Source organism: Streptomyces sp. NPDC006997, assembly GCF_040635175.1.
Taxonomy (GTDB): Bacteria; Actinomycetota; Actinomycetes; order Streptomycetales; family Streptomycetaceae; genus Streptomyces.
The window spans coordinates 239,063-262,085 of sequence record NZ_JBEYHH010000003.1 but is presented as its reverse complement, the minus strand read 5'-3'; the positions used below and the strand labels follow the sequence as shown (position 1 = coordinate 262,085).

General features: G+C 65.7%; 19 protein-coding genes and 1 tRNA gene. 11 read left to right on the top strand and 9 right to left on the bottom strand.

The window, feature by feature from the left end; translation table 11 throughout:
• Positions 1-53 precede the first annotated feature (53 nt).
• The 3 genes from ABZ659_RS04360 to ABZ659_RS04350 are packed head-to-tail and all read left to right on the top strand — an operon-like array spanning position 54 to position 2,790.
• Complete coding sequence (locus ABZ659_RS04360; RefSeq protein ID WP_360213254.1) at positions 54-239, top strand: hypothetical protein; 186 nt, start codon at positions 54-56, stop codon at positions 237-239.
• Positions 236-2,314 carry an AAA family ATPase gene (locus ABZ659_RS04355; RefSeq protein ID WP_360213252.1) on the top strand — a complete coding sequence of 693 codons (2,079 nt, stop codon included), beginning with the start codon at positions 236-238 and terminating at the stop codon, positions 2,312-2,314. The genes ABZ659_RS04360 and ABZ659_RS04355 overlap by 4 nt, the downstream gene beginning before the upstream one ends.
• On the top strand, positions 2,314-2,790 hold the full coding sequence (locus ABZ659_RS04350; RefSeq protein WP_360213250.1) for a DNA phosphorothioation-associated protein 4: 477 nt from the start codon (positions 2,314-2,316) through the stop codon (positions 2,788-2,790). Before ABZ659_RS04355 ends, ABZ659_RS04350 begins: the two co-directional genes overlap by 1 nt.
• Positions 2,791-4,395: 1,605 nt before the next feature.
• Here the strand turns inward: ABZ659_RS04350 and ABZ659_RS04345 are convergent.
• Positions 4,396-5,204, bottom strand: a protein-coding gene (locus tag ABZ659_RS04345; RefSeq protein ID WP_360213248.1) for an IS5 family transposase whose coding sequence is annotated in 2 segments (ribosomal slippage) — positions 4,396-4,884 and positions 4,887-5,204 — 807 coding nt in all. Because the reading frame shifts where the segments join, the coding sequence is not laid out codon by codon here.
• 410 nt (positions 5,205-5,614) lie between these two features.
• On the opposite strand from ABZ659_RS04345, the gene ABZ659_RS04340 reads away from it, so the two are divergent.
• Positions 5,615-6,379: an IS5 family transposase gene (locus ABZ659_RS04340; protein WP_360213246.1), complete on the top strand. Its 765-nt coding sequence runs from the start codon at positions 5,615-5,617 to the stop codon at positions 6,377-6,379.
• Positions 6,380-6,381: 2 nt separating this feature from the next.
• On the opposite strand, the gene ABZ659_RS04335 is transcribed toward ABZ659_RS04340, so the two are convergent.
• The 5 genes from ABZ659_RS04335 to dndB form a co-directional block, all read right to left on the bottom strand.
• On the bottom strand, positions 6,382-6,753 hold the full coding sequence (locus tag ABZ659_RS04335; RefSeq protein WP_360213244.1) for a hypothetical protein: 372 nt from the start codon (positions 6,751-6,753) through the stop codon (positions 6,382-6,384).
• Between the two features lie 839 nt (positions 6,754-7,592).
• Complete coding sequence (gene dndE, locus ABZ659_RS04330) at positions 7,593-7,973, bottom strand: DNA sulfur modification protein DndE (RefSeq protein ID WP_360213242.1); 381 nt, start codon at positions 7,971-7,973, stop codon at positions 7,593-7,595.
• The gene (gene dndD, locus ABZ659_RS04325) at positions 7,963-9,993 is read right to left on the bottom strand and encodes a DNA sulfur modification protein DndD (protein ID WP_360213240.1); all 2,031 of its coding nucleotides are present in this window, start codon (positions 9,991-9,993) and stop codon (positions 7,963-7,965) included. Before dndD ends, dndE begins: the two co-directional genes overlap by 11 nt.
• Positions 9,980-11,578 carry a DNA phosphorothioation system sulfurtransferase DndC gene (gene dndC, locus ABZ659_RS04320; RefSeq protein WP_360213238.1) on the bottom strand — a complete coding sequence of 533 codons (1,599 nt, stop codon included), beginning with the start codon at positions 11,576-11,578 and terminating at the stop codon, positions 9,980-9,982. The genes dndD and dndC overlap by 14 nt, the downstream gene beginning before the upstream one ends.
• Positions 11,575-12,714, bottom strand: coding sequence for a DNA sulfur modification protein DndB (gene dndB, locus ABZ659_RS04315; RefSeq protein ID WP_360213236.1), 1,140 nt, complete (start codon positions 12,712-12,714; stop codon positions 11,575-11,577). The genes dndC and dndB overlap by 4 nt, the downstream gene beginning before the upstream one ends.
• A 230-nt stretch (positions 12,715-12,944) precedes the next feature.
• Between dndB and dndA the strand changes: the two genes are divergently transcribed.
• Complete coding sequence (gene dndA / locus ABZ659_RS04310) at positions 12,945-14,117, top strand: cysteine desulfurase DndA (RefSeq protein ID WP_360213234.1); 1,173 nt, start codon at positions 12,945-12,947, stop codon at positions 14,115-14,117.
• A gap of 13 nt (positions 14,118-14,130) precedes the next feature.
• Here the strand turns inward: dndA and ABZ659_RS04305 are convergent, their stop codons facing one another.
• Positions 14,131-15,567 carry a DNA phosphorothioation-associated putative methyltransferase gene (locus ABZ659_RS04305; RefSeq protein ID WP_360213232.1) on the bottom strand — a complete coding sequence of 479 codons (1,437 nt, stop codon included), beginning with the start codon at positions 15,565-15,567 and terminating at the stop codon, positions 14,131-14,133.
• A gap of 416 nt (positions 15,568-15,983) precedes the next feature.
• The gene (locus tag ABZ659_RS04300) at positions 15,984-16,991 is read right to left on the bottom strand and encodes a DUF6236 family protein (protein ID WP_360213230.1); all 1,008 of its coding nucleotides are present in this window, start codon (positions 16,989-16,991) and stop codon (positions 15,984-15,986) included.
• A 621-nt stretch (positions 16,992-17,612) separates the two neighbouring features.
• On the opposite strand from ABZ659_RS04300, the gene ABZ659_RS04295 reads away from it, so the two are divergent.
• The 5 genes from ABZ659_RS04295 to selD all read left to right on the top strand — a co-directional run bounded on the left by ABZ659_RS04295 (position 17,613) and on the right by selD (position 20,913).
• Positions 17,613-17,702, top strand: a tRNA-Arg gene (locus tag ABZ659_RS04295).
• Between the two features lie 117 nt (positions 17,703-17,819).
• Positions 17,820-18,374: a SigE family RNA polymerase sigma factor gene (locus tag ABZ659_RS04290; RefSeq protein WP_360213228.1), complete on the top strand. Its 555-nt coding sequence runs from the start codon at positions 17,820-17,822 to the stop codon at positions 18,372-18,374.
• The gene (locus tag ABZ659_RS04285; protein WP_360213226.1) at positions 18,367-18,954 is read left to right on the top strand and encodes a hypothetical protein; all 588 of its coding nucleotides are present in this window, start codon (positions 18,367-18,369) and stop codon (positions 18,952-18,954) included. Before ABZ659_RS04290 ends, ABZ659_RS04285 begins: the two co-directional genes overlap by 8 nt.
• A gap of 111 nt (positions 18,955-19,065) precedes the next feature.
• Positions 19,066-19,647 (top strand): hypothetical protein, encoded by a 582-nt coding sequence (locus tag ABZ659_RS04280; RefSeq protein ID WP_360213224.1) that lies wholly within the window; start codon positions 19,066-19,068, stop codon positions 19,645-19,647.
• 168 nt (positions 19,648-19,815) lie between these two features.
• Positions 19,816-20,913, top strand: coding sequence for a selenide, water dikinase SelD (gene selD / locus ABZ659_RS04275; RefSeq protein ID WP_360213222.1), 1,098 nt, complete (start codon positions 19,816-19,818; stop codon positions 20,911-20,913).
• An 8-nt stretch (positions 20,914-20,921) separates the two neighbouring features.
• On the opposite strand, the gene ABZ659_RS04270 is transcribed toward selD, so the two are convergent.
• Positions 20,922-21,599: a metalloregulator ArsR/SmtB family transcription factor gene (locus ABZ659_RS04270; protein ID WP_360213220.1), complete on the bottom strand. Its 678-nt coding sequence runs from the start codon at positions 21,597-21,599 to the stop codon at positions 20,922-20,924.
• A gap of 146 nt (positions 21,600-21,745) precedes the next feature.
• Between ABZ659_RS04270 and ABZ659_RS04265 the strand changes: the two genes are divergently transcribed.
• The gene (locus tag ABZ659_RS04265; RefSeq protein ID WP_360213218.1) at positions 21,746-22,978 is read left to right on the top strand and encodes a hypothetical protein; all 1,233 of its coding nucleotides are present in this window, start codon (positions 21,746-21,748) and stop codon (positions 22,976-22,978) included.
• Positions 22,979-23,023 lie beyond the last annotated feature (45 nt).

Genomic DNA, 23,023 nt, shown 5'->3' with positions numbered 1-23,023 from the left:
CTGCAAGTACCCCAACTCCTTCCGCACCCGCTACCTCGAACCAGGAGTAACCCGTGAGCGACGAAACAGTCGGCCAGCTTCCCGCACGAACGGTGCGCGACGTCCTGAGCGAGCTGCCGCGGGAGGCCAAAATTCTCGTCCAGAAGGTCATCGACTTGGAGACCGAGAACATCCACATCAGGGAGACGACAAAGGTCGTCCCGAAGATCGTCGACGCCGTGAGGGAGCTGACCAAGTGAAGCTGCTCAAGCTGACACTGAAGAACTTCCGCACCTTCTACGGTGAGCAGGTTCTCGACCTGTCTGTGGAGGAGGGCAAGCCCGCCGTTCTCATCTTCGGTAACAACGGTGCCGGCAAGACCACCCTGCTCAACGCGTTCGCCTGGGCCCTCTACGGCACCTTCTCAGAAGATGTGGAACAGCAGCATCGCATCATTCACGACAAAGCATGGGCGGACACGGCATTCGGGGAGGACATCACGGCCTCCGTTCGGCTGGACTTCGAGCACGACGGGACCCGGTTCTCCGTGGTCCGGCAGGTCACCGTTACCAAGGAGAAGGCGGAGCAGGAGCTAGTAGAGCCTGAGCTGACGGTTACGGAGATTGGGACGGACGGCGAAGCCCAGACCATCCGCAATGGCCAGGACCGGATCGAGAAGATCCTGCCCCAGGGCCTCCGCCAGTTCTTCTTCTTCAACGGTGAGCGCATGGAGAAGATGTTCTCCGGCGACGTGAAGCGGGAAGGCGAAGGCAAGAACCAGGAGGTCCAAAAGGCCATCAAGACCCTTCTGGACTTGGAAGCCATCGAGCGTGCCCTAGAGGACCTACCGAAGGTCTCCCGAAAGCTCGCCAGCGAGATCGACTCCAAAGAGGACAGCAGGCTGAAGCAGCTGTCCGACCACATGGACCACCTCGCCGCCCGCGAGAAGGAAGAGGTGGCAGAGATGCTGCGCCTCTCGGGCGAAATCAGCGCCTTCCAGAAGGAAGTCCAGTCCATTGATCGCGCCCTGCTCCAGAACAGAGATGCGGAGCCGCTCCAGAAAAAGCGGGACTCGCTGACCCGCCGGATCAAGGCCGCTCACGACCGGCACATGGAGTACAAGAGCCGCAAGCGCGAGCTGCTGTCGCGGTACGGCTTCCTGGCTCTGACAAGCGGGATCGACACAAAGGTGCTTGAGCTCGCGGAAAAGATGCGAGAGCGCCGCCAGCTGCCCGCAGGCATCCAGCGCAGCTTCATCGAAGACATCCTCGAAGCCCAGCTGTGCTTGTGCGGCCGTGAGGTCCGTGAGGGAACCCGGGAGTTCGAGGAGCTGGACAAGCGTAAGTACAACGCCGGTCTAGAGGACGTCCAAGAGAGCTGGATGCGGGTCAGCGGCAAGATGAAAAACCTAGAGGAGAGGCGCCAGGAGCTCCTGGAGCAGCTCACCCTCAACGCTTCCGACGTTCAGAAGGCAGACGCCGAGATCAGCGAGCTGGAAGAGGAACGCTCCGATGTCGATCGGCAGCTCGAGGGCGTGAACATCCAGGACGTCCAGCGCCTCATCGAGCGCCGACGGAACTATGCCTCCAAGGAGACCGACGCCCGCGTCGCGCACAAGGAGGCTGAGAACAGGGTCGCCTCCATCAAGCAGGAGGCAGAGGCCACAGGCCGTCAGTACCGGAATGCTGAGGTCAAGAGCGAGAAGGCTCGCAGGGTTCAAAAGCAGGTCGAACTCGTCGAGAAGGTGCGTGCCGCACTGAAGGAGATCCTCGAAATTAAGACCGAAGAGGTACGCGACCAGCTCGACAAGAAGGTCAAGGAGGTATTCTCCCGAATCTTCATCAAGAGTTACGTACCCGAGCTGAATGACGACTTCGAGCTGGAACTGCACACCCCGAGCGGAGTTGCCATCCGCTCCACCGGTGAGAACCAGATCCTCGGCCTCAGCTTCGTCGGCGCGGTCTCCGAGGTTGCCCGGAACATCAGTGCCCGAAAGAAGAAACGGGGGGAGGCGACTATTGAGACCGGCAGCGGAGGCGTCTACCCGGTCGTCATGGACGCCCCTTTCGGCAGCCTCGATCTGACCTATCAGGAAGAGATCTCCAAGGCCCTGCCAGCGCTGACATCCCAGATCATCACCCTGCTCTCGCAGTCGCAGGCGCGGGGCAAGGTTCTGGAGAACCTCCAGCAGGCCGCCAATCAGATGTACGTACTACGTGCTTACACGCCAAACAGGTCGGCGGGCGAAGAGACGATCGTGATCAACAACCGTGAGGTTCCGTACGTGTCACACGGCGACTTCGAGCACACTGTCCTGGAAAAGGTGACCTTCTGATGGCCTACACGGACCGATTCCGCCGACCCAAAGAGCATGAGGAGCTGCTCGGTAAGCTCACCGACAGAAAGACCGGTACATTCGCGACCATGGTCGAAGCGATGATGTTCGCAGCGCTGCTCGGCCACCGCCGAGGCGAACGCAAGCCGTTCGACCAGACTGACGAGCCGATCCGCCTGGCACTCATGGAGAGCCGGGACTACGGGGAGGTGCTCCTCGACATGCTCGGAGCCGTCGAGTGCCCCGACGACCCGAAGATCCTCAGCGTGGACCGCCAGCATGAGCGAGTCCTCATTTTCGAGGAGTATGCCAACGCTGGTCTGTCCCACCTGCAGACTTTGCTAAATCGTCAGTCCGACCAGGACCTCGACACGGTCATCTCGAATCTCGTGCTCGAAGGGCTTAGGAGGCCCGCGCTGGAGGAAGAGAAGGACGATGTCGGCGAGATCCTCGCTAGCGCTGATCTGGACTGGTAGAGCAGCTTCCTCAGGTTAGCGTTGACAGCCAGGAGCCACCCGGCTGCCAACGCTGCCGCTCCGCCGTGGCCAGCTAGTAACCGCAAGTGCAGTGCAGGCGGTCTACCGGAGATGATGCCGTCCGAGGTTAGTTGCTTTTCGTGCTGAGTTTCCGGTTGACTCAAGCTTGACACATTGGACACTCGCCTCACCCTTCTGGATTTCCTTTTTTAATCCGCTTCTTTAGTATCCTGGGAGAACACACGCTCAAGGCCAGTCTGACTTGGTATTTTGCTGGCGAGATTTGTTTGCAACTTTTTCCCGTCTAACCGTCGCCAGAGTGTCGAATTAACGCCGAGGAAGCGCGGGATTGCTTTTTCCGCAGCGGCGAGCACCAACTACTCCCCCAATATAATAAGCGCTCCGGGATCAGTGGAGGGTCTATGCGTTGGCTCCAGCCGTCTTAGGGCTGCCAGTCGACCGGCTCTGGGGCGGCCGGCCGGGACCGATGCCCAGCTTCGCGGCAATCTCCACTGCGGCCCGGCTAGGTGGAGTAGTTATGGCAGATCTCCGCGGCCCCCAGTTGGGCAACTCCTGACAAGACGCTGAGGTGATCCAAGATGGTCAACCGAAAGAGCCTGTAACTCGCCGCGACTTGACAGAGTGTCTCAGTGCTGCAGTAAGGGCTACTGCTACCGGAAGGCCGTGATCAGTGCAGCCAGAGAAGCGATCAGGGTAGCAACAGCCGTGATTACGGCTGGAGTCATATGCCCCTTCGGGGGCCCCTCGTTGCTTCGACCGTCGAACGTGCTCTGGCCTTCACCCCGCAGGCACGTCGAAGCGCAGCAGTGACCGTCATCAATCGGATCGTGCATGTTGCTCCTCTCTTCGGGCTCTTACGGTTGCCATGAACACGGTGACAGTTGAGCCCACAACTACCTCGTCCTCGTGGCTGCAGCGAGCCGAGAGAACGAGCGAACCATGAGTGGTGAAACAACTCTGACACCATCAACGTCACCTACCGCTTCGGAACAAGACGTTCCCACACTGCACTTGCCGGTAACCGCCAGTCACATCTTTTCGATTTACAAATTTAAATCCATGTGTCCACCCCGCCGTTACGTCGGGCGCGGACACATGGATGCAGTGGTACGCCAAGCCGCAGTGGGCTTCGCGAACAGTACGGCTTGGTGTCAAAGTGGCGGTTGAGAAAAAGTGGAAGATGCGATTCCCTCCAGCTGTTACTCTAAATTTGCTGGTCGCGGCGCTGGTGCGCGCAGAAGGTGGAGCGATCCTCCCGCGAGGGTGACTTACTTGCTTATCGAGCGGTGCACACAAGTGCTGCACGTAGCTCCGGAGCCCCTCGTTCCACTTATCAGTCCGGATGGCGCTTGGATCCTCTGCGTAGCAAGAAAATTCCCCGCGCTGCGCCGATTAGAGCGATTCAGTCACAGAAAGTGCGGCTGGAAATCGTCGAGGCCGATAGGGGATCTAGCGATTCTTCAGCGCCGAAGCCCTAAGTCTGGTAATGGGATACTGGCCGGCGTCAAATGCCGCTTCGATCACACAATTTGTAAAAAGCACGCATATCCGTCATACGGCCCACCTTTAGAGCTCGTAACACGATCATGATCGACGCTTCTTGAGGCGTCTCCAGCAGATGAGGCTGCAGGCCAGGGAGACGAGGGCGTCGTGGAGTTCGGTGCGGCGTTCCCAGCGGACAGCGAGGCGTTTGAACTGGTGGAGCAGGGCGAAGGTCTGCTCGACGACGTAGCGGAGCTTGCCCAGGCCCTGGATGTTCGGGGCACCTCTGCGGGAAATGACCGGCAGGATCCGGCGTTTTCGCAGCTCACGGCGGTTGGGGTTGGAGTCGTAGCCCTTGTCGCCGAGCAGGGCTTCGGGCCGTCGGCGGGGTCGGCCGGGACGGCCTGCAACGGGCGGGATGCCGTCGACCAGGGCGAGCGTCTGGGTGACATCGTTGACGTTGGCCGCCGTGGTGATGACTTTGAACGGGGTGCCGTGTCCGTCGCAGATCAGATGGTGCTTGCTGCCCGTCTTCCGCCGGTCGACCGGCGACGGGCCGGTGTCGGCGCCCCCTTTTTCGCGCGGACATGGGAACCGTCGACGCACGCTCTGGACCAGTCCAGCTCGCCGGCCGCATTCAACTCGGCGAGCAGAATGCGGTGAAGTTGGTCGAAGACCCCGGCCTCCTGCCATCGCTCAAGACGCCGCCAGCAGGTCTGTCCTGAGCCGAACCCCAGCTCCAGGGGCAGGAGTTGCCAGGCTATGTCGTTGTGGAGGACGAACAGGATGCCCTGGAGGCAGAGTCGGTCCGGCACCGGCCGCGGCCCCGGCGACCTTTCGGGCCAGGGCGGCAGCAACGGCTCGATCAGCGCCCACAGGTCATCGTCCACGATCCACGGCCGGGTAGTCACACCATCCCGAACGGCCGAATCGTCACACCGGTCACGGCCGACCAGGACCGATCAACAAGATCGTGTTACGAGCTCTTCCTGTGTGGCGGGCCGCAATGCAGGCGTCCGGCCGTCAGTCCAGGTGAGCTCTACGGAAGGCATCGCCCGGACTACCTTCTCGCCCCTTCGAGCCCTGGCGTTCTCGGCCACCAGGCCAGGCCAGCTTCTGGCCTGGAGTCCGGGCCACTACCTTCCCGGCTTGCCGACATGTTCGCCCCGGGTTCTTGCGAACGTACGTGCGCAGTTGCCCCCCAGTGATACTCAGCTCTTTCCAACCTCCCGTGTCAGTCGGGAAGTTGGGATGACAGACAGATGAAGCCCCTGGTAGATGGGTTTTCGACCAAGAGAACCGTGTCCACCAGAGGCTTCGTATGCTTGTCTACCCGTCCGGCGTCGACGTGTCCAGCTCTGCCCTGCGCTTCCTCGCCGCTCGCCTGAGGGAGCACCGCCGCGCTCTCGGAACCCGGTGGCGGCGCCTGAACGCCGGCCGACAGGCCCTGCTCACCCTCGCCCACCTGCGTAACGGCCAGCCCTACGCCCAGCTCGCGGCCGGATTCGGGGTGGGCACCACCACCGCTTACCGATACATCACCGAGGCCGTCAACCTCCTGGCCGCCCTCGCCCCCACTCTCACCGAAGCCGTACGAGCGGCGTCGGCGAAGGCGTACGTGATCCTGGACGGGACGCTCCTGCCCATCGACCGGATCGCCGCCGACCGCCCGTTCTACTCGGGCAAACACAAGAAGCACGGCATGAACGTGCAGGTCATAGCCGATCCGAAGGGGCGTCTGATGTGGGCTTCACCAGCCTTGGCCGGCGCCGTCCACGACGTCCGGGCCGCACGCGAGCACGGCATCATCGAGGCACTCGCCGAGGCCGACATCACCTGCTGGGCGGACAAGGGCTACCAGGGTGCAGGCGGCACAGTCCGTCTCCCTTACCGCGGCCGATGGGACAGCCTCTCCACCGGCCAGCAGGCCGTCAACCGGTCCCACGCAAAGATCCGCGCACTGGTCGAGCAGGCCATCGCCACCCTCAAGTCCTGGCGCCTCCTCCGCAAACTCCGGTGTTCGACGACCCGGATCACGAGCCTCGTCCAAGCCGTCCTGGTCCTCCAGCTCGTCGCCACGGGCTGAGATCAACCCACAGCATTCACCAGGTCCGTCAACTCGGCCTCGGTCATCCCAGCCCGCACACGAACGTCAAAGGTGTAACCCTCATCGCAGAACACCAGGTCAAGGCTCATGGGTGCCAGCCTGCGGAAGACGATCGCCAACCAGATCGCGTCTTCCTCCCAGACGTCCATGTACAGGCAGGTACCGTCCTCGTGCAGATACGCCTCACCCGGGCCGTTCTCCGTCTCAATCTCCCATGTGAGGCTGCGGACTTCGCCGCGGTGCATCGAGTCGATCGCGACCTCAGACCACCGGGCACGGATCGCGTCCGTCAGCGCATCCCGATCGATGCGCCATCCGCCCACATCACCTTCGACCACCGCCAAGAACGTCATAGCCAGGGTCTACCAGACGTCCGTGACACATCGCCGATCAGCTGTCGCTTGAAGTTGGAATGGGCTCACTGAGTTCTGCAGTCATGGCCACGTACATGCGCTTGCAGGCGCCCGCGCGATACAGCGCGACGGCGTCCTGTCGGAACTCCTCCGGATACGGAGACTAGCGTTCCACCTAGACAGTCCCTCCTGGACCAGCAACAACCATCGTCCGAGCATCCACTTCACAGGATCAGCCTCAACGACTGGTTGTAGCCACGGAGTACGCCGCTCGCGAAGTCCCGCCTATGCGCTGAGTTAGGGGTGTGACAGTCAATGGGCGCTCGGCCTGGGCGCGGACAACGCACTCGTTGAGTCGTTCAACGCCACCCTCGAAAGCGAGGCGCTCCATGGAGCCCGCCGCTTCGACGAGACCCGTTCCTGCCGCCTGGCAAACTTCCGCCGTGCCACGGGCTACAAAACCCGCCGGAGATTCGGCGTACAGGCAGCAGGCACCGATCGTCTACGAGTAGCAGTCAGCTCCCGGATACTTACCGCATATTGACACGAACGGGTCTCCAGTCCAGGGGGGCACTGCCCTGACGCTGGACCGTGCACTCGCCCCCACGCACTCTCACGCACGGGGCCGCCCGCCTGTAGTTCTAGCGGGCCTCCCACACGAGCTGCAGCCGGAACTGGAAAATGGCCATGGCCGCTGCCGTCCTCACCATCGAGGGGCATAGCTGAATCGGCCCCTCGATGTTGATCGTTCGTCTGATGACTGAACTCCGTTTGTGAAGGGTAGAGGGAGCCGACCCGCACAGGCGGATCAGTCCCTCAACTAGGCGATTCTGAATGATTCAGGGGGTTGCCACGGCCCCGATCAGTCCCTCGATCGTCGTCATCTCCTTGTGCGCCCCCAAGTACCCAATCCCTCGCGCCAGATGGATCGTCAGCGTCTTGGAGACGTTCTCGTCCGTCGGCTCCAGTCCGTCGGTCACGCAGCGCTGCTTGAGCAGGGCGAGGTAGAGGTCGCCGTGCGGCCCTGCGAACGTCTTCCAGGACATCTCAACGTTGGAGTCGGTGACGACCTCACGAACCAGGGGGGTAGAGGCGTCCGCCAGGGAGAGGGTCAGCGCCCAGCGGCACAGGACGTTCCACTGAGTGATACCTGTGGTGCGCTTCAGACGGCTCAGGCGGTCCTTGCTCGCGGTGGCGAGGCGGATGTTCTCAAGCGACATTGCTGGCTCCTGCGTTCCACCAGTAACCCTCAACGACGCTGGTGGTGAAGGTGGTGTCGTCGTGGACCAGGGTGTAGGTGCGAGCGACTGACTTCTTGAGGCGGCCCAGCAGGTACTCGTCGATCTCCTCATCGGTGGAGAGGAGGAGGACTTGGTCGCTGGCGTATGGGAAGTAGCGGTCCACCAAGTGCTCACGGTGTCGGCTGTCGAGCCGACCAAGCGGCGTATCGATAACGCTGGGTAGGTGGTTGCCGGCGACCTTCATCAAGCCCCAAAGAAGGGAAACAGCAAGTAGTTGGCGCTCGCCCGCGCTGAGACGGCCGGGGTCGATCGGATCGCCGTCGGCATCGGCCAGGGTGAGCGTGAACTTTTCTGTATCGATACGGAGGTCGCTCACCAACCCCTGCTTGCGCATGAGCGTCTGGAAGCTAGTGAGCATCGCTACCTCGAGGCGGCTGATGTGGCGCTTGAGAAGGGCATCGCCGAACTGTTCCAGCGTCTTCCGGGCCTTCTCCGAGTACTTGATGATCCTCTCGACCTCTTCGGCCTTCACCTTGGTGCGGACGAACTCTTCGTGGGCACGCTGCAGGGAGGCAGAGACGTACTCGAGGCGGCGCTTCAACTCGCCGACGTTGTTCAGGCTGTTCTCGTGTTCCTGTTCCAGCCGTGTGACTTCCTGAAGCTGGTCCTCGCGCTCCTTCTGGATGGCTTCGATCTTACTCTTGGCCGGTACACCAGCCAGCTGGCGCTCCAGTTCAACATGCTCTTCGGCGGCCTCGGTAGCCTGCTGCAGGAGCTCAGCAGCTCGTGCCTTATCGCGGCTGAGTGCCTCGTCGAGTGCCGACAGCTGGGGGAGAGTGTCGGGGGCAAGGCCAAGATCCACCTTGAGACCAGCTGACTTGGCACGCTTGGCTCGGTCAGCCTCCAGCTTTTCCATTACGGCGGCTTTCGCCTCGGCAGGGAGCATGTCCAGCAGCCACCGGTCACGCTCCTCGAGTACCCCCAGCACCTGGTGGGACTCGGCTGCCGACCGCTCGCGACCAGCCTGCTTGCGCAGCTCCTTGAGATGGTTTCCCACCATGAGGAGTGGAAGCGGGCCTGCAGCCAACTGGACGAGGGAGCTGCGGATTTCGGCGAGGCGAGCGGAAACCTGCGTGTACTCTCGCTCGATCTCGATACGACGCTCGAATAGGCTTCCGCCCTCTTGCTTGTAGGCAGCCTCCAGCGTTTCGAGAGTGCGCCGAGCTTTGACGAGCTCGCTGTTACGCTGCGCGGCTCGCTGTTCTGCGTTCTCCAGGGCGGCGTCGGCCGCCTGCCGTTCCCGCTCCTCCGCACTGATCTTGTCGATCAGGTGCTGCTCTTCGTCCGACAGCTTCTGTCGGCGCTGCAGCGCGAGGAGGTCCGTACGGAGCTGCTGGACGGTGCTGACGCCGAGCAGCGAGTGGATGGCCGATTCGATGACCGATGCTGCACGCTCGGGATCGGCGAGAGATTCGATCTTCTCTCCGTCGAAAAACGACAGCGAGGCGACTTCGAGAGGGAGCAGGCTCTCGATGTGATCGGCCCACTCCTGGCTGAGAACCCGGCTGTACTTCAGTTCAGGTTCGACACGTTGCCCCCGCTTCGCCCTGGAACCATACTCCTCATCGACGAACGCGTTCACGAACTCCTTGAGCGTCGTCTTGCCGCTGGTGTGCCAGCTGCGGACCACCTTGTAGTAGTGCTCCGTGCCGTCCACCGAGACCGTGAACTCCAGGATGATCTGCGCACCGCGGGTCGGGTCGGCCTGCCGGTTGATGCTCTCGCGAAGGTACGTCTCATACGACTTGCTGCCTCGACCGCTGCAGCGCGCTCGCGGCCCGTACAGTGCCAGCTGGATGGCGTCGAGGAGGGTCGTCTTGCCGCAGCCATTGAGGCCGCCGATAAGGACGATCGGCTTGTTCTTCTTGGTGGTCAGATCCAGCGACTGGGTGCCGCGATAAGCCCCGAACTCTTCGAGAGTGATCTTACGCAGGAGCATCGATATTGGTTTCTTCGTCCAGGGTCAGGTGGGTTTGTGATTCCTTACGCAACTTGTTCTTGCGCTGCGCGAAGTCGATGGCATCGGCGCTGTCCTCGTAGTAACCCTTCTTTACGGCGGTCTCCAGGGCTTGGAAGAGGCCAGCGCGTCGGGACATTGTGCGGTACTTGCGTTCGACGGAGAGCAGCTCGCGGACCATGTCGTAATGCAGGTCGTCGTCCCCGCAGAGTTCCTTCAGGAGGTCCATCTCGTCCGCGCCCATGACGAGCTGCTCATCCAGGGGTCCGCCTGGGAAGTCCTCGCCCGTGGACTCCTTGTAGATACCGGGGAGGGAGTCCTCGACCTCGTGCTTGTCGAAGACCCAGATGCGGCGAATCTCGTGCAGCTCGTCGAGGGTAATCAGCTCGATGTTCTTGACGTGCTCCGGCGCGTTAGCACGGATCCAAGTCTGGGCATCCAGCAGGTCCTTGAGCCAGTCCTGACGGAACTTCTGCAGGTACGGGCCGTGGATCGGGACCTCTTCGCCGTCGGTCCGGCGCGTGTAGACCATGACCTTGCCGTTCATGCGGCGGAAGTCTCGGGCTGGCTGGTCAGGGCGGGGGTACGGGAGCTTCCGGCCAGCGGGGAGTCCTTCCTCGCCCTCTTCGAAGTAGCCGAACGGAGCGTCTAGTTTGTCGCGGAGGTCCAGGAGCGGCCTCATCCACTCCTTCTCTTCGTCGTTCTGGATCATCGCCGACATCGACTTGTCCTGTTCGACGAGTGTGCAAGTCCAGCACCCGAAGCGGCTGGAGCCGCAGGAGGGAGTGGTGGAGTCGACGACTAGCGGGCATTCGCCATCGCCGGAGGCGCCCTGGTACATGGTGAGGAGATCCTGATTGTTGTAGCCCCACGGGTTGGGCTTCTGCATCAGGTATTCCCAGACGTCGTCGTTGGTCCAGTCTTCGACCGGGCTGTAGACGAGGGAGTTGGGAAGGTTTGCATTGGGGGAGAGACGATCACGGACGCGCCGCTTCTCGTGCTTCTCCATGGCACGGGCGCGTGCCTGGCTCTCGGTCTTACGGATACCGAGCACCATGATCGCCTCGCCGTGTGCTGCCACGACGTTCCGAATGAAGGAGTTGGAGGGCTTGATCTTGAGGCGCTCCGTGCACCAGCGGAACTTGGGGCGCGGCGCTGGGTAGCCCCGACCGATCAAGTTGACCCAGAAGGTGTCTTTGATCTCCGGCGTCAGGCGATGAGGCACGATAGGGAGCCCCTGCTCGGCGGCGGCTTTCTCCATCGTCTCTAGGGATGTCGTCACCCACGCCGCGACGACGGGGTTCTCGACGAGGGTGTCGGTGCTGATGACGTGGACCGTCTTGGTGCGCTGTTCCACCGGCAGAGCGGCGATGGCGTTCCATACGAGCTGAAGGACCGCGGTGGAGTCCTTGCCGCCGCTGTATCCGACGACCCAGGGCACCTGGTCTGCGGTGTAGAGCTCACGAACCTCGTCTGAGAGCTTGGCGATGACCTCTTCGAGGGGCTGCCCGTCGAACGGCTTCCGCCGCACCGGCGTGATGCCGAGTTGCAGGGGGATGGTGCTCATGCTTCGCCTCGCAGGTACGCGTCCTCTACCCGCTGCTCTTCGGCGCTCAGGCCAAGGCGCAGGTGATTGCGCAGGTAGTTGACTGTAAGAGTGACATTTTGGTGACTTTTGGAAACACGGCCGCCGACGATGGCGCGGCCCTCCCAGTCTGCATTTGCCCGAGTCCAGTCGACCTTTTCCAGAGGGGAAAGTTTCCGTTTCCATTTACTGGGCGCGGTGGATTCCCGAAGTAGGGAATTTCCGATGCGGCCGAGAGCGTGCAATGCAATTCCGTGGCTATGGATGAAGTCGCGGCGCATCTCGGGTGCCGAGAGCTCTCGATTGCGAACCATCTCCCACTCGGGAAGCGTCGTGTCGATGTGCTCCCAGTACTCCTGCGCCAGCTCGGCTGCGGCGTCTGCCTTGATCTCCAGGCCCTGCAGGAGGGACTGGGTGCCGTAGTAGAGAGCGCTCAAGGTGAACATCATCCGGGAACGGGCGGAAAGGGTACTCTTCTCCATCTCGACGTAGCCCTTGAACACCTTGCAATGGCTGGCCAGTTTGCGCGCGACCTGGGCTTCGCTATCCCGGTGGTCGTAAAGGACACCGATAGACCGGGCCGGACGCACCGCGTGCCGGTTAAGGTCCGCGAACATCTGCTGTGAGCGGGCGAGCCCCGCGTCATGAAAGAAGACGACGGCGATCGTCTCGTTGCCGATGTCCGGGTTCTCCTTGAGGGCGTGCTCGATGGCGGCGCGTCTGTGCTGGCCGTCGTTGATCAGGAAGCGGGAGTCCATGGGGATGCGCAGCTGTCCGGTACGGAAGGCGTTACCGTCAGAGCCGAGATGGTCGAACTCCATGTCGCCGTCGACGGATGCGGTCAAAGCACTGAAGACGTAATCCCCTGGATTGTCCAGAATGTACTTCGTGAGCGCCGGGAGACGTGCCTTGTTGAGAAGCCGCTGGGCGCGCAACTCCGGCGAGAGCTCGTCTTCGTCGAAGACGAAGATCTTCGGAATGAGGCGCAGGGGGCACATCGAGACGTAATACTCGCGTCCTGCCTGGATGCCGCGGATCGCAGGGAACGTGTACTCGAACCCCGTTGAGGTGCGCGGAGCTACGACTCCGGTTGCTGGTGTCGCCGTTTTGATCTCCACCCGGCAACCATAGCGTACGTCATCCGTTTAACGTACGCAGCTTGCTGAAGTCACGTTACCTTCACGTACGTAAGACGCACCGGCGCGTCTGGGGGTACGCCCGGCTCGCGCGAAGGGCGTTCTGCCCCGGGAAGGCGTGCGTCGATGTCTGCGTTGATGACTCTGAGGCGCCGCGCTGCGCGTCAGCCGAGCGTGCGTGTACGTTAACGGTTTGACGTACGCGGTAACGGATGATTGCTCTGGGATGGGTGAGTGCGGTGGTGGCGTATCTGGATGTGGCGGCGACGAGCCGTGTGGAGCCTCGGGTGGCTGACGTGGTGCTCCACTGGATGACCGAAGACTTCGGCAATGCCGGCAGCCGCACCCATGAGTACGGAGCCCGGGCAAAGAAGGCGGTCCAGGAGGCCAGGACGTTCATCGCCGGGACAGTGGGTGTGAGGACCGAAGAGGTCATCTTCACCAGTGGAGCGACGGAGTCCAACAACATCGCGCTGCTCGGCATGGCCCCGTACGGCGAGAGACACGGCCGGAAGCACATCATCACCTCCGCCATCGAGCACAAGGCGGTCATCGAGCCCTTGTTGCATCTGCAGGAGAAGCGGGGGTTCGAAGTCGAGTTCCTTGAGCCCGGCCCCTCTGGGCGGATCTCTACGGAGACCGTGTTGGAGAAGCTGAGGCCGGACACCCTGCTCGTCTCGCTGATGCATGTGAACAATGAGACGGGCGTCATCCAGCCCGTCGCCGAGCTGGCGGAGAAGCTGCGGAAGACCCCGACTTATCTCCACGTCGATGCCGCGCAGGGGTACGCCAAGGTCCCAGAGGATCTGAAGGCATCCATCGATTTGATTAGCATCAGCGGCCACAAGATCGGTGCACCCAAGGGGATCGGTGCTCTGGTGACCCGGCGTCGAGGCTGGGACAAGGTGCCGTTGGAGCCGATCATGTTCGGCGGGGGGCAGGAACGAAAGCTGCGGCCGGGGACGCTCCCCGTACCGCTGATCATGGGGCTGTATGAAGCAGCCAAAGTCTTCCAGGAGAACCGGTCGCGTTGGGAGCGGGATGCGAAGGAGATGCGGGAGCGGCTGCTCACCGCGCTTGGGAAGACTCGATTCCAGATCAACGGCGATGCCGACCACGCGGTCCCGCACATCCTCAATGTGACCTTCGACGGGCTCAACGCCGAGGCTTTGATCGTACGGCTCAAGGACCAGGTGGCCGTGGCGACCGGTTCCGCATGCACCAGCGCCTCGTACACGCCGAGCCACGTGCTGACCGCAATGGGTCTTCCGGAGGAGGTGGCCAGCAATGGCCTCCGCTTCTCGTGGTTCCCTGGGCAGGTTTCGGACTTCGACCCGGACGGCTTGGCCGAGACTATTGCCTACATGCAGCCGGATGCCCCCTGACGGTTTGAGCTGCTCAGTCTTCAGGGCGCCGGACTAGCCGGTGTCCTCGAAGCATGCGACCGCACCTGATCAGTTCTGCCTCCCAGCCATTCTCGGTGCCGATCAGGTTTGGATTCTCGTACAGGCCGACGCGTAGCTCGGACTCGGTCAGACGGCGGTAGCGCGGCACGTCTGGGTCGTCGGGCGCCAGGAATTCGTGCTTGCGGTGGAGCAGAGGACGGTTGGCGGAGCTCGCGTAGGACATGTGCGACGTCTCAAGGGTCTTGAGATCTACAAGGTACGAGGACGTGATTCGCGGGTGTGGGTCCTTGTCAAATTCCGGGTAGTCGAGCCAGCTGATGGCTCGCCCCTGGTGCTTCAGCTTGGCGATGGTCCATTCCTGAGGGCGGCCGGCGGCGACGGAGGCGCAGTGTTCGTACAGGCGCAGGACTGTCGGCATCCGGTCGATCGCCCGGCGGTGCACGTACAGTGCGGTTGGGGTGATCTTGCCAACGGGGGATGCGTTCATGGCGCCCCGGATATAGGTGTCGTCCCGGAGCTTGAGGAGCAGACGGTCGGAGCGCCTGCAGGCTTCCTTGTACGAGGTGAAGAACGAGCGGACGTCGAGTTGGATGCCGAGGGGGAGACTGCTGAACGGACCTCGGCCGTTGAAGAGTTCGACGGCGAGGAACAGCAGCGTGTTCAGCGTCGTGCGCTTGGCGCCTTCGGAGACCTTCTCGAGGTCGGCGGAATCGCGTATGAGGCGCCTAAGTTCTCCGGGTTTCAGGTGTGCGAGCTGTTCGGCCATCCGCCGGGGCATCTCATCGACACGGGGCGGGCGGCCACGCCGTTCGACGTAGTCGACCAGCGACGTGATAGCGGAAGTGGTATCGGCTGAAGCGAGCCACTCGGCGTCGGGGACGATGCGGTGTGCGAGGTAGCTCAGTCGGGCTGAGTCCTCCTTGAAGGCGTACACAATGCCGGGTGCCGCTGATATGCAGCGTGTTCCTGTGACCTCCTCGACGTAGACCCGGAGCTCGTCCGGGCTGAAGAGGTGCTGGAACGTCTGCCGGCTGGTGAGGAGGCCGTCGCCGTACTCCTGGCCGCGGACTTTGGACCGCTCCCAGGTGAGGCGAGCCGAGACGATGAGTACGGAGGTGGCTAGCCTCCATGCCTCCTTGAGCGTCTGCCGACGCTCGACGGGGTCCTCGATGATGTTCAGGACGTAGGTGAGGAGGACGACGTCGGATGGGGCCACTGGAGCGCTCGAGCTGTAGTAAGGGTCCCAACCGGTGACCTTGCAATCGAGGCGCTGGAGGGAGGCGACGTCGCCGCCTCGACCGCAGCCGTAGTCGAGGATCGTGCGATCCGCGTTGAGCTGACGGTCGGCCAGGGCCTGGCGCGCAGGCACGGAGAGGCTGGAGCGACCGATCGCCGTGCGGCGGCGGTCGCTGTTCCATGACTGCTGCATGTCGGCCTCGTCAGTCGAGGAAGGGGGCCGTTTGTAGCATAGGCAGGGCGGCGGTACAGCTAAGTGGTTTCCGGAAGCTTAGGTTTCCAGCGCGTCCCTCAGTGCAAACAGTGAACTTGCCTGGCCGGCAGGCAAGGTCGTAGGTATCGGCACTGTCTTTACGATGACACTCGCGCCCATCGAGGGGTGGGCTCTCGCGCATGGGTGGTCGGCCAAAACCCGGAACGCCTTGCCCAGTATGTGGAAAACATCAGCGCAGGGAAGCGTCCACGATGCCGCCGCGTCCTCCGTCCGGACGCGCTTCAGGTGGCCGCTTCAGCGATGCAGTCGGCTGCAAAGCGGACCCGCGAGGGGGCCATGTTCGGGGCTGTGCGCCCTTCCATTCTGGCAGGCACCTCCGCCCCGTCGCTTAAACATCAGGTCAACGTGCTCACGACCCTGTGCAAGTAGCTGAAGTCGTGTTCATCACGGGCACGGGCCAGGGGGCGCACCTCACGAGTACATACGTTCAGGGCGTAGCCGCCAACTGCCCCCAAGACCCAGGTCAGACCTGGCTGCACGACGGTTCCCGCGGCGGCCGCCAAGGCTATGGTCACCGTCACAGACCGAGTCACCCATGCCATCCGGGTGCTCCTCGCTGCGGCATGGTAGTCCTCCACAGACTGGTCGATCTCGCGGCGCAGCTGGGACAGGACATCGGCAGGGTGTTCGTAGTCCCGGCGCAGCTCACCAAGCAGGCGGTGGAGTGCCCTCATCAAACGCTGGCGCTCATCGGCGTGGCGGTCCCGGAAGGCAAGGACGTCAGCGGTTGGAGTGCTGGGAGCGGGGACGGGGAGCAGTCTGCTGAACTCCAGCTCCCAGGCAGGTCGAAGGTTCTCGGCGGGGCCTTCGAGGGCGTAGGCGTGTGCCTGTGGCCGATCGGTGTACGGGATGTACGGGTCCCGGCTGCTGGCAGCAAGCTCTCGGGCCAGGGTGCCGATGACCAGCCGCTGTACCTCCTCCGGAACGGCGAGGACGAAAGGGTGTCGCTGGGGCTCGGCCAGGCCCAGGGAGAGGAGTTCGTTCATGAGCCAGTAGCTGATCTTGCTGTGGTAGAGAAAGGCTTCCGGTGGGGACGGAAGTCCGGGACGGTCGGGTCTCGCAGCCATCCTCCGCAACTGGTTCCGCAGTGCTCGCGAAGCTGGACTGCCATAAGGGCCTGGCCGGAGGGGCTCCTCCAGGCGAGCCATGGAGCCTTCGTCGAATGTCAGAGGGACGTACAGTTGCCGCTGCTGCAGCTCCTTCAGTTCCTCGGGCACGGCGACTTCGTATACCGATGGGGCCCGAGGCACGACGGTCGCGATGCCGTCCCAGTAGAGCAACGCCTGATGGAGGACCTCCGTCGGAGGCTTCACCAACGGGTAGTACAACAAGAACGCCAACACTCCCCCTTGTCCTGAACGCAAGTCTGATCAGCGGCAGTTCACACTACCGGGACGGCCCGCTCGGAGCCCGCCGCTTCGCGAGCAGAACAAAGGGTCCTTCTACCAGCAGATCAAACCGCTGCTCGACGCAGATGCCGAGCAGCTCGGCCGCGACCTCGACACGGAACACTCAAGCGGCTGACTCACGCGCTGACTGGCCAACTGAAGCACTCAGTCACACTGGCCCAACCACCGGTCAGGTTGGAAGAGGTTCATTGACGACCTTCGACGTCGCGCCACGGACAACGCATAAGGCCCGCGAATCTTCCCATCTGAGTGACAGGGCCTTCCCCTTCTTTGGGAGCCATCTGGGAGCCGACCCGCTCCCCGAGCCCCTTCCAGGCCCCGCGACACCAACCGAGCGCACCTACCTGACTTGCGGAAACGCCATCAAGGCTGGCAGCCTCACCAATCGAACCTCGTCCGGGACGAAGAGGTCGAGAGTTCAGAACTCGCAGCATCGATTGCAGCCGGGCTCGAAGGGCCTCACGCCGGACCGTCACGCACCCAGCAGGAGTCGGGACTAGCGGGCTCCTTCCCGAAAATGCCGGAAGATGCACTGACGGACGGTCAGAGCATCACGTAAGAGCAGGTCAGAGGCACAGCAGTCGTGCCCTCGCTAGGCGCCTTCTAAGCGCTTGGCCGCAGGTTCGAGTCCTGCCGGGGGCGCCACGCAGAAGGACGGCGTCGGCGGCTTCCGCCGGGACCGCCATCGCCACCCCGCACCCTTCCTTCCTCAGTGGTACGCACCGCGACGGCTCGTGCGCCGTCGGGTTTCTTGGGAGAGGGATGCGAGCACCAGACGAACCGCGCGGCGGCCGGGGCGCGGCCGAGGACGAGTTCGACGCCTTCTACACCGCGAGCGTCGGTCGGCTCATCGGCCAGCTGTACGCGATGACGGGTGATTTCGCCGAGGCGCAGGACGTGGTCCAGGAAGCCTTCGTCCGGGCCTGGGAACGCCGGGCCGAACTCGATCTGGACGGCGCCCCCGAGGCATGGGTGCGCACGGTGGCCTGGCGGCTCGCGGTCAGCCGGTGGCGGCGGGTGCGCACCGCGCTCGCCTTCGCCCGGCGACAGGGCCCGCCCGCCCCCGCACCGCCGCCGGAACCGCACCATGTGGTGCTGGTGCAGGCGTTGCGGCGGATACCCGAGGCACAGCGGCGCGCCGTGGTGCTCCACCACCTGTGCGACCTGACGGTCCGACAGGTGGCCGCCGAGACCGGCTCCCCCGTCGGTACGGTCAAGGCACACCTGAGCCGGGGCCGGGCGGCGCTCGCCCGGCTGCTGGCCGACACCGAGCTGGATCCGCGGACGAACAGCCTGCCGGAGGTGCGCCATGGCTGACAGGACCGGGCTGGACGACTACCTGGCCGACCTCGCCGAGGCCGGGCGGCGGCAGGCGGCGCCCCTCGCCGCCGACCGGATCCGGGCGCGCGGCGAGCGACGGCAGCGCCGCAGGCGGACCGCTCTCGCGTCCGGCGGCGCGCTGCTCGCCGCCGCCGTGGCGGTGGGCGGTCTGACGCTCACGCAGGCCACCCGGGGGACGGAGCCGCCCGCCGCCCCCGCCACACCGGCCGCCACCTCGCAGTTCGTGCCGCCGACGCCCGCCCCGGGTGAGGAGTACGCCAGCGAGCTGGGCTATGTGTACGGCGCGGTGGCGAACGGGGACACGGTGCGGGTCACCGTCCGGCCGGTCCGTGACGACGCCGGGACCGCGGCGCCCGACGGTGCGACGCACACGCTGACCGTGCCGCGGGGGACGCTGGTCGAGGTGCGGCGGCTGGCCGACGGCGGGCCCGCGGACGTGGAACTGGGCGAGCTGGTGGACCGGCTGGCCGACGGGCCCCGTTGGGCGTTCGCCATCGACTACGACGGCGAGGGGCGGGTGGCCTCGCTGCGGGAGGCGTACTGGCTCGCTGGGTAGGTCGGCGGGAAGCGGCGGGAAAAAGTGGGACCGGGGTGCAACCCCGTTGGTGGGGTGGCGCGTAGAGAGCGTGTATCCGGAACACACCTGATCCCTGGGGGGACCCTGACCATGCGCGCCTCACACCACCGAGCCGCCCCGCACCGCCGTACCGCGCTCACCGCGCTCACCGCCGCCGCCCTCACCCTCGTGACCCTGACCGGGTGCGGCGGCGACGGCGACGGTCGGGCGGGCGCCCCGACCCCCGCGACGCCCTCCGCCTCGGCCGACGCGGCGACCCCGACCGCCGCCCCGGTCGGCGACGCCGGCCAGCAGGGCACGCCGTCGTCGTCGGCCAGTTCCGCGCCGTGGGCGGGCAGCAAGCAGTTCGTGCAGATCGACGGCGCCCGGACCAGCGGCGGACGGACGTACCTGTCGGTGCGGCCCGCCGAGAAGAAGGCCCACGACGAGTTGGAGGCGTGGGTGATCGTCCCGGGCGAGGGGCCCTACACCGAGGTGCCCATGGCCGACGACGCCACGGTGCTGCTGTCGGTCCCGCTCGGCGACGCCAAGCACCCGTCGTCCTACTCCCAGGCCGAGTTCGTCAGCCGACTCACCGCCCAGCCGTCCCCGGCCCGCGCGCTCCTCGGGTACGACCTCAGCTTCGACGGCGAGGGCCGGGTCACCAGGCTCCAGTCGCTGTACATGTCCTGACCGCTCGGGTCGGCAAGCGGGAGAGCCCCGCAGGGGGCGGGGCACTCCACGGCCTGCTACAAGTGGGCCAACCTCCCGTAAACGCTTCTGTGACCTGCCTGTTCCTCCGCCGGGAGGGCACACGGTTGCTGCTAGCGTCGCCCCGCACCCGAGGTCACTGGAGTCCCGATGCCGTCAGCGCCGTCCCCCGCCCTCAGTGAGTCCCCGCGGCTGACCAGCCTCTCCCCCGGCGGTGGCTGCGCCTGCAAGCTGCCCATGGGCAAGCTGGAGGAGGTGCTGTCACCGCTGGCGGCCGGGTTCCAGCCCGCCGCCGGGGACCTGCTCGTCGGGGCCCTCGAAGGGGACGACGCGGCGGTGCTCCGGCTGGACGACGAACGGGCCGTCGTCCTCACCACCGACTTCTTCACGCCCATCGTCGACGACCCCCGGGACTGGGGACGCATCGCCGCGGCCAACGCCCTGTCGGACGTCTACGCCATGGGCGGCACCCCCCTCATCGCCGTCAACCTGGCCGCCTGGCCGGGCGCCGACCTCCCCCTGGAGACGCTGGGCGAGGTGCTGCGCGGCGGGGCCGAGGTGGCCGCGTCCGTGAACTGCGCGGTCGTCGGCGGCCACACCGTGGACGATCCGGTCCCGAAGTACGGCATGGCCGTCGTCGGACTCGCCCACCCCGACCGCCTCTTCACCCTCGACGCCGTCGCCGAGGGCGACCACCTCGTCCTCACCAAGGCGCTCGGCACCGGCGTCGTCTCCACCGCGCTGAAGCAGGGCGCCGCGGACGACGCCACCGTCCGGGCCGCCGTGGAGTCCATGACGCGCCTGAACGACGGCGCCTGTACGGCGGCCCGGACGGCCGGGGTCCGGGCGGCGACCGACGTCACCGGCTTCGGTCTGCTCGGCCACCTGCACCGGATGCTGCGCGCCGCCGGGCTGGCCGCGACGGTCGACGCGGCGTCCGTACCGCTGCTGCCCGGCGTGACCGGTCTGGTGGCGCGGGGCCACGTGTCCGGGGGGACCCGCGCCACCATGAGCCGCCTGCGGGACGTCGTCGGCGCCGTCACCGTCGAGGAGACCGTGCCCGCGTCCCTCGCCACGCTCCTCTTCGACGCGCAGACCTCCGGCGGGCTGCTGCTGGCCGTGCCCGGGGGCGGGGACGACACCGGCCTGGTCGACGCGCTCCGGGGGCAGGGGCTGCCCGCGGCGACCATCGGGCGGGTCACCTCCGGCGCCCCCGGCACGATCACCGTCCGCCACAGTTCCGTCTGACGGTCCGGTCAGTCCGCCGCCCCCACCGCCACCGGCAGCCCCGCCACCCGCCACTCCAGCATCCCGTCCGCCAGCCGCCGTGCCCGGCGCCCGTGGCTCCGCAGCAGCCGTACGGCGTCGTACGCCAGGACGCAGTAGCCGCCCCGGCAGTACGCCACGACCTCCCGGTCCGGCGGCAGCGCGGCCAGCCGTTCGTCCAGTTCCGCCAGCGGGACGCTGAGCGCCCCCGGGATGTGCCCGGCCGCGTACTCCTCGTGGCTGCGCACGTCCAGCACGACCACGCTGCCCTCCTCGGCCCTGGCCAGCAGTTCGTCCCTGCCGACGGCCTCCGTCCCGGCGCCGAGGTAGGCCGCGCGGGCCCGCTCGGTCTCAGCGAGGTGCCGCTGCGCCACGCCGCGCAGCAGGACGTACAGGGCGGCGACGTCGTCCCCGGCGAGCCGGTAGTACACGCGCGTGCCCTCCCGGCGGGTGGTGACGACACCGGCGCGTTTGAGGGTCTGGAGGTGGGCGGAGGCGGTGGTGAGGCCCAGCCCGGCCGCCCTGGCCAGCGCGTCCACGGTCCGCTCGCCCTGCGCGATCAGGTCCAGCAGTTCCAGGCGCTTGCCGCTGCCGAGGGCCTTCCCGACCCGGGCGAACTGCTCGTAGAGATCGCCTTTGAGGTCGGCTTCGATCCGCGCGTCGGCCATGTTCCACTCCTCCGAAGATCTCGGGATCACCGTAACAGCGGCTCCCGGCCCGCCCGGCGCCTGACCGGGCCCCCTCTTGTGACCGCGCATCCCCATGAGGCAGGCTCCAAGCTCCACCCAGGACCGGCCCCCGCGGAGGCACCCCCATGACCAGCGTGCTCTTCATCCACGGCACCGGCGTGCGCGCCCCGGACTACGCCTCCGCGCTGCGGACCGTGCGGGCCGGGCTCGGGCGGGTACGGCCCGACGTGACCGTGGCCGAGTGCGACTGGGGGTCCGCCCTCGGGTCGTACCTGCGCGCGGACGGCGTGTCGATCCCCGGCTACCGCCCCCAGAGGACCGACACCACCCCCAGACGCGCCCCCGACGACGAGGAGCGGGCCCGCTGGGCGCTGCTCTACGCCGAACCGGACGCGGAACTGACCCTGTTCGGCCTGGGCGGGCCGACCACGGGCACGGCGCCCGCGCCCTTCGTGCCGGGGACGGTCCCCGCCGGGCAGCGGCTGTGGCGGCAGGTGCCGGAACTCGCCGACGCGCCCGCGGTACGGGAGGCGTGGGAGGCCGCCGGACTCGCCGGACAACTGGACGACGCACTGCGCGGGTTACGGTCGTCGACCGCGTTCGGTTCCGCCTGCGACGCCCTGGACGACGGCGGCGCGGGCCCCGGCCGGGGCCTGCCCCGGCTGACCGGCCGCTCGCTCGTCGCCCGCGCCCTGGCCCGGCTGCCGGAGGGCCCCGGCGCCGTACCGGTGGCGGCGCGGGACGCGGCGGTGGACGCGGTCACGGACGCGCTCGGCGGTGACGAGCGAGGGCTCGCTGAGGTCCTCGGCCGCTCCCTGGGGGCGTTCGCGCGGCTGGCGGAGCGGGCGGGCGGCTCGCGGCTCGTCGTCAGCCGGCGCGCGCCGATCAGCGGGCACACGCTCGGCTTCTCCGGCGACATCCTCAGCTACCTCGTGCGCGGCGCCGCCGTCCGCGCCTACGTCGCCGACCTGGCCCGCCAGCTCCCCGCGCCGGTGGCCCTGCTCGGCCACAGCCTCGGCGGGGTGATCGCCTTCGACCTGCTCGCGGACGGCACGGCCGGGGCGCCCGCGCCGCCCCCGGTCGCCCAGCTGATCACCGTGGGCTCCCAGGCCCCCCTCCTCTACGAACTCGACGCCCTCCCCTCCCGCCCCTACGGCACCGGGCTGCCCGCGGCGTTCCCCGCGTGGCTCAACGTCTACGACCGCCGCGATCTGCTGTCCTTCCTCGGCTCCCCGGTCTTCGGCTCCCGCGTCCAGGACGTGGAGGTGGACAATGGACAGCCTGTGTCGGCCGCCCACAGCGCGTACTGGGCCAACCCGCGCCTCTACGAAGTTCTGGCACAGGCCCTTCCCGGATGACGCGGGTGTTCCGGGATGATGGGAGTGTCGGGCAGTGCGAGGGGG

Excerpts from the sequence above, each read along its gene's own strand:
- ABZ659_RS04350 (WP_360213250.1), top strand. The coding sequence starts at position 2,314 with ATGGCCTACACGGACCGATTCCGCCGACCCAAAGAGCATGAGGAGCTG.
- ABZ659_RS04340 (WP_360213246.1), top strand. The coding sequence starts at position 5,615 with ATGCTTGTCTACCCGTCCGGCGTCGACGTGTCCAGCTCTGCCCTGCGC.
- ABZ659_RS04335 (WP_360213244.1), bottom strand. The coding sequence starts at position 6,753 with ATGACGTTCTTGGCGGTGGTCGAAGGTGATGTGGGCGGATGGCGCATC.
- dndE (WP_360213242.1), bottom strand. The coding sequence starts at position 7,973 with ATGTCGCTTGAGAACATCCGCCTCGCCACCGCGAGCAAGGACCGCCTG.
- dndD (WP_360213240.1), bottom strand. The coding sequence starts at position 9,993 with ATGCTCCTGCGTAAGATCACTCTCGAAGAGTTCGGGGCTTATCGCGGC.
- dndC (WP_360213238.1), bottom strand. The coding sequence starts at position 11,578 with ATGAGCACCATCCCCCTGCAACTCGGCATCACGCCGGTGCGGCGGAAG.
- dndA (WP_360213234.1), top strand. The coding sequence starts at position 12,945 with ATGATTGCTCTGGGATGGGTGAGTGCGGTGGTGGCGTATCTGGATGTG.
- ABZ659_RS04305 (WP_360213232.1), bottom strand. The coding sequence starts at position 15,567 with ATGCAGCAGTCATGGAACAGCGACCGCCGCCGCACGGCGATCGGTCGC.
- ABZ659_RS04290 (WP_360213228.1), top strand. The coding sequence starts at position 17,820 with ATGCGAGCACCAGACGAACCGCGCGGCGGCCGGGGCGCGGCCGAGGAC.
- ABZ659_RS04285 (WP_360213226.1), top strand. The coding sequence starts at position 18,367 with ATGGCTGACAGGACCGGGCTGGACGACTACCTGGCCGACCTCGCCGAG.
- ABZ659_RS04280 (WP_360213224.1), top strand. The coding sequence starts at position 19,066 with ATGCGCGCCTCACACCACCGAGCCGCCCCGCACCGCCGTACCGCGCTC.
- selD (WP_360213222.1), top strand. The coding sequence starts at position 19,816 with ATGCCGTCAGCGCCGTCCCCCGCCCTCAGTGAGTCCCCGCGGCTGACC.
- ABZ659_RS04270 (WP_360213220.1), bottom strand. The coding sequence starts at position 21,599 with ATGGCCGACGCGCGGATCGAAGCCGACCTCAAAGGCGATCTCTACGAG.
- ABZ659_RS04265 (WP_360213218.1), top strand. The coding sequence starts at position 21,746 with ATGACCAGCGTGCTCTTCATCCACGGCACCGGCGTGCGCGCCCCGGAC.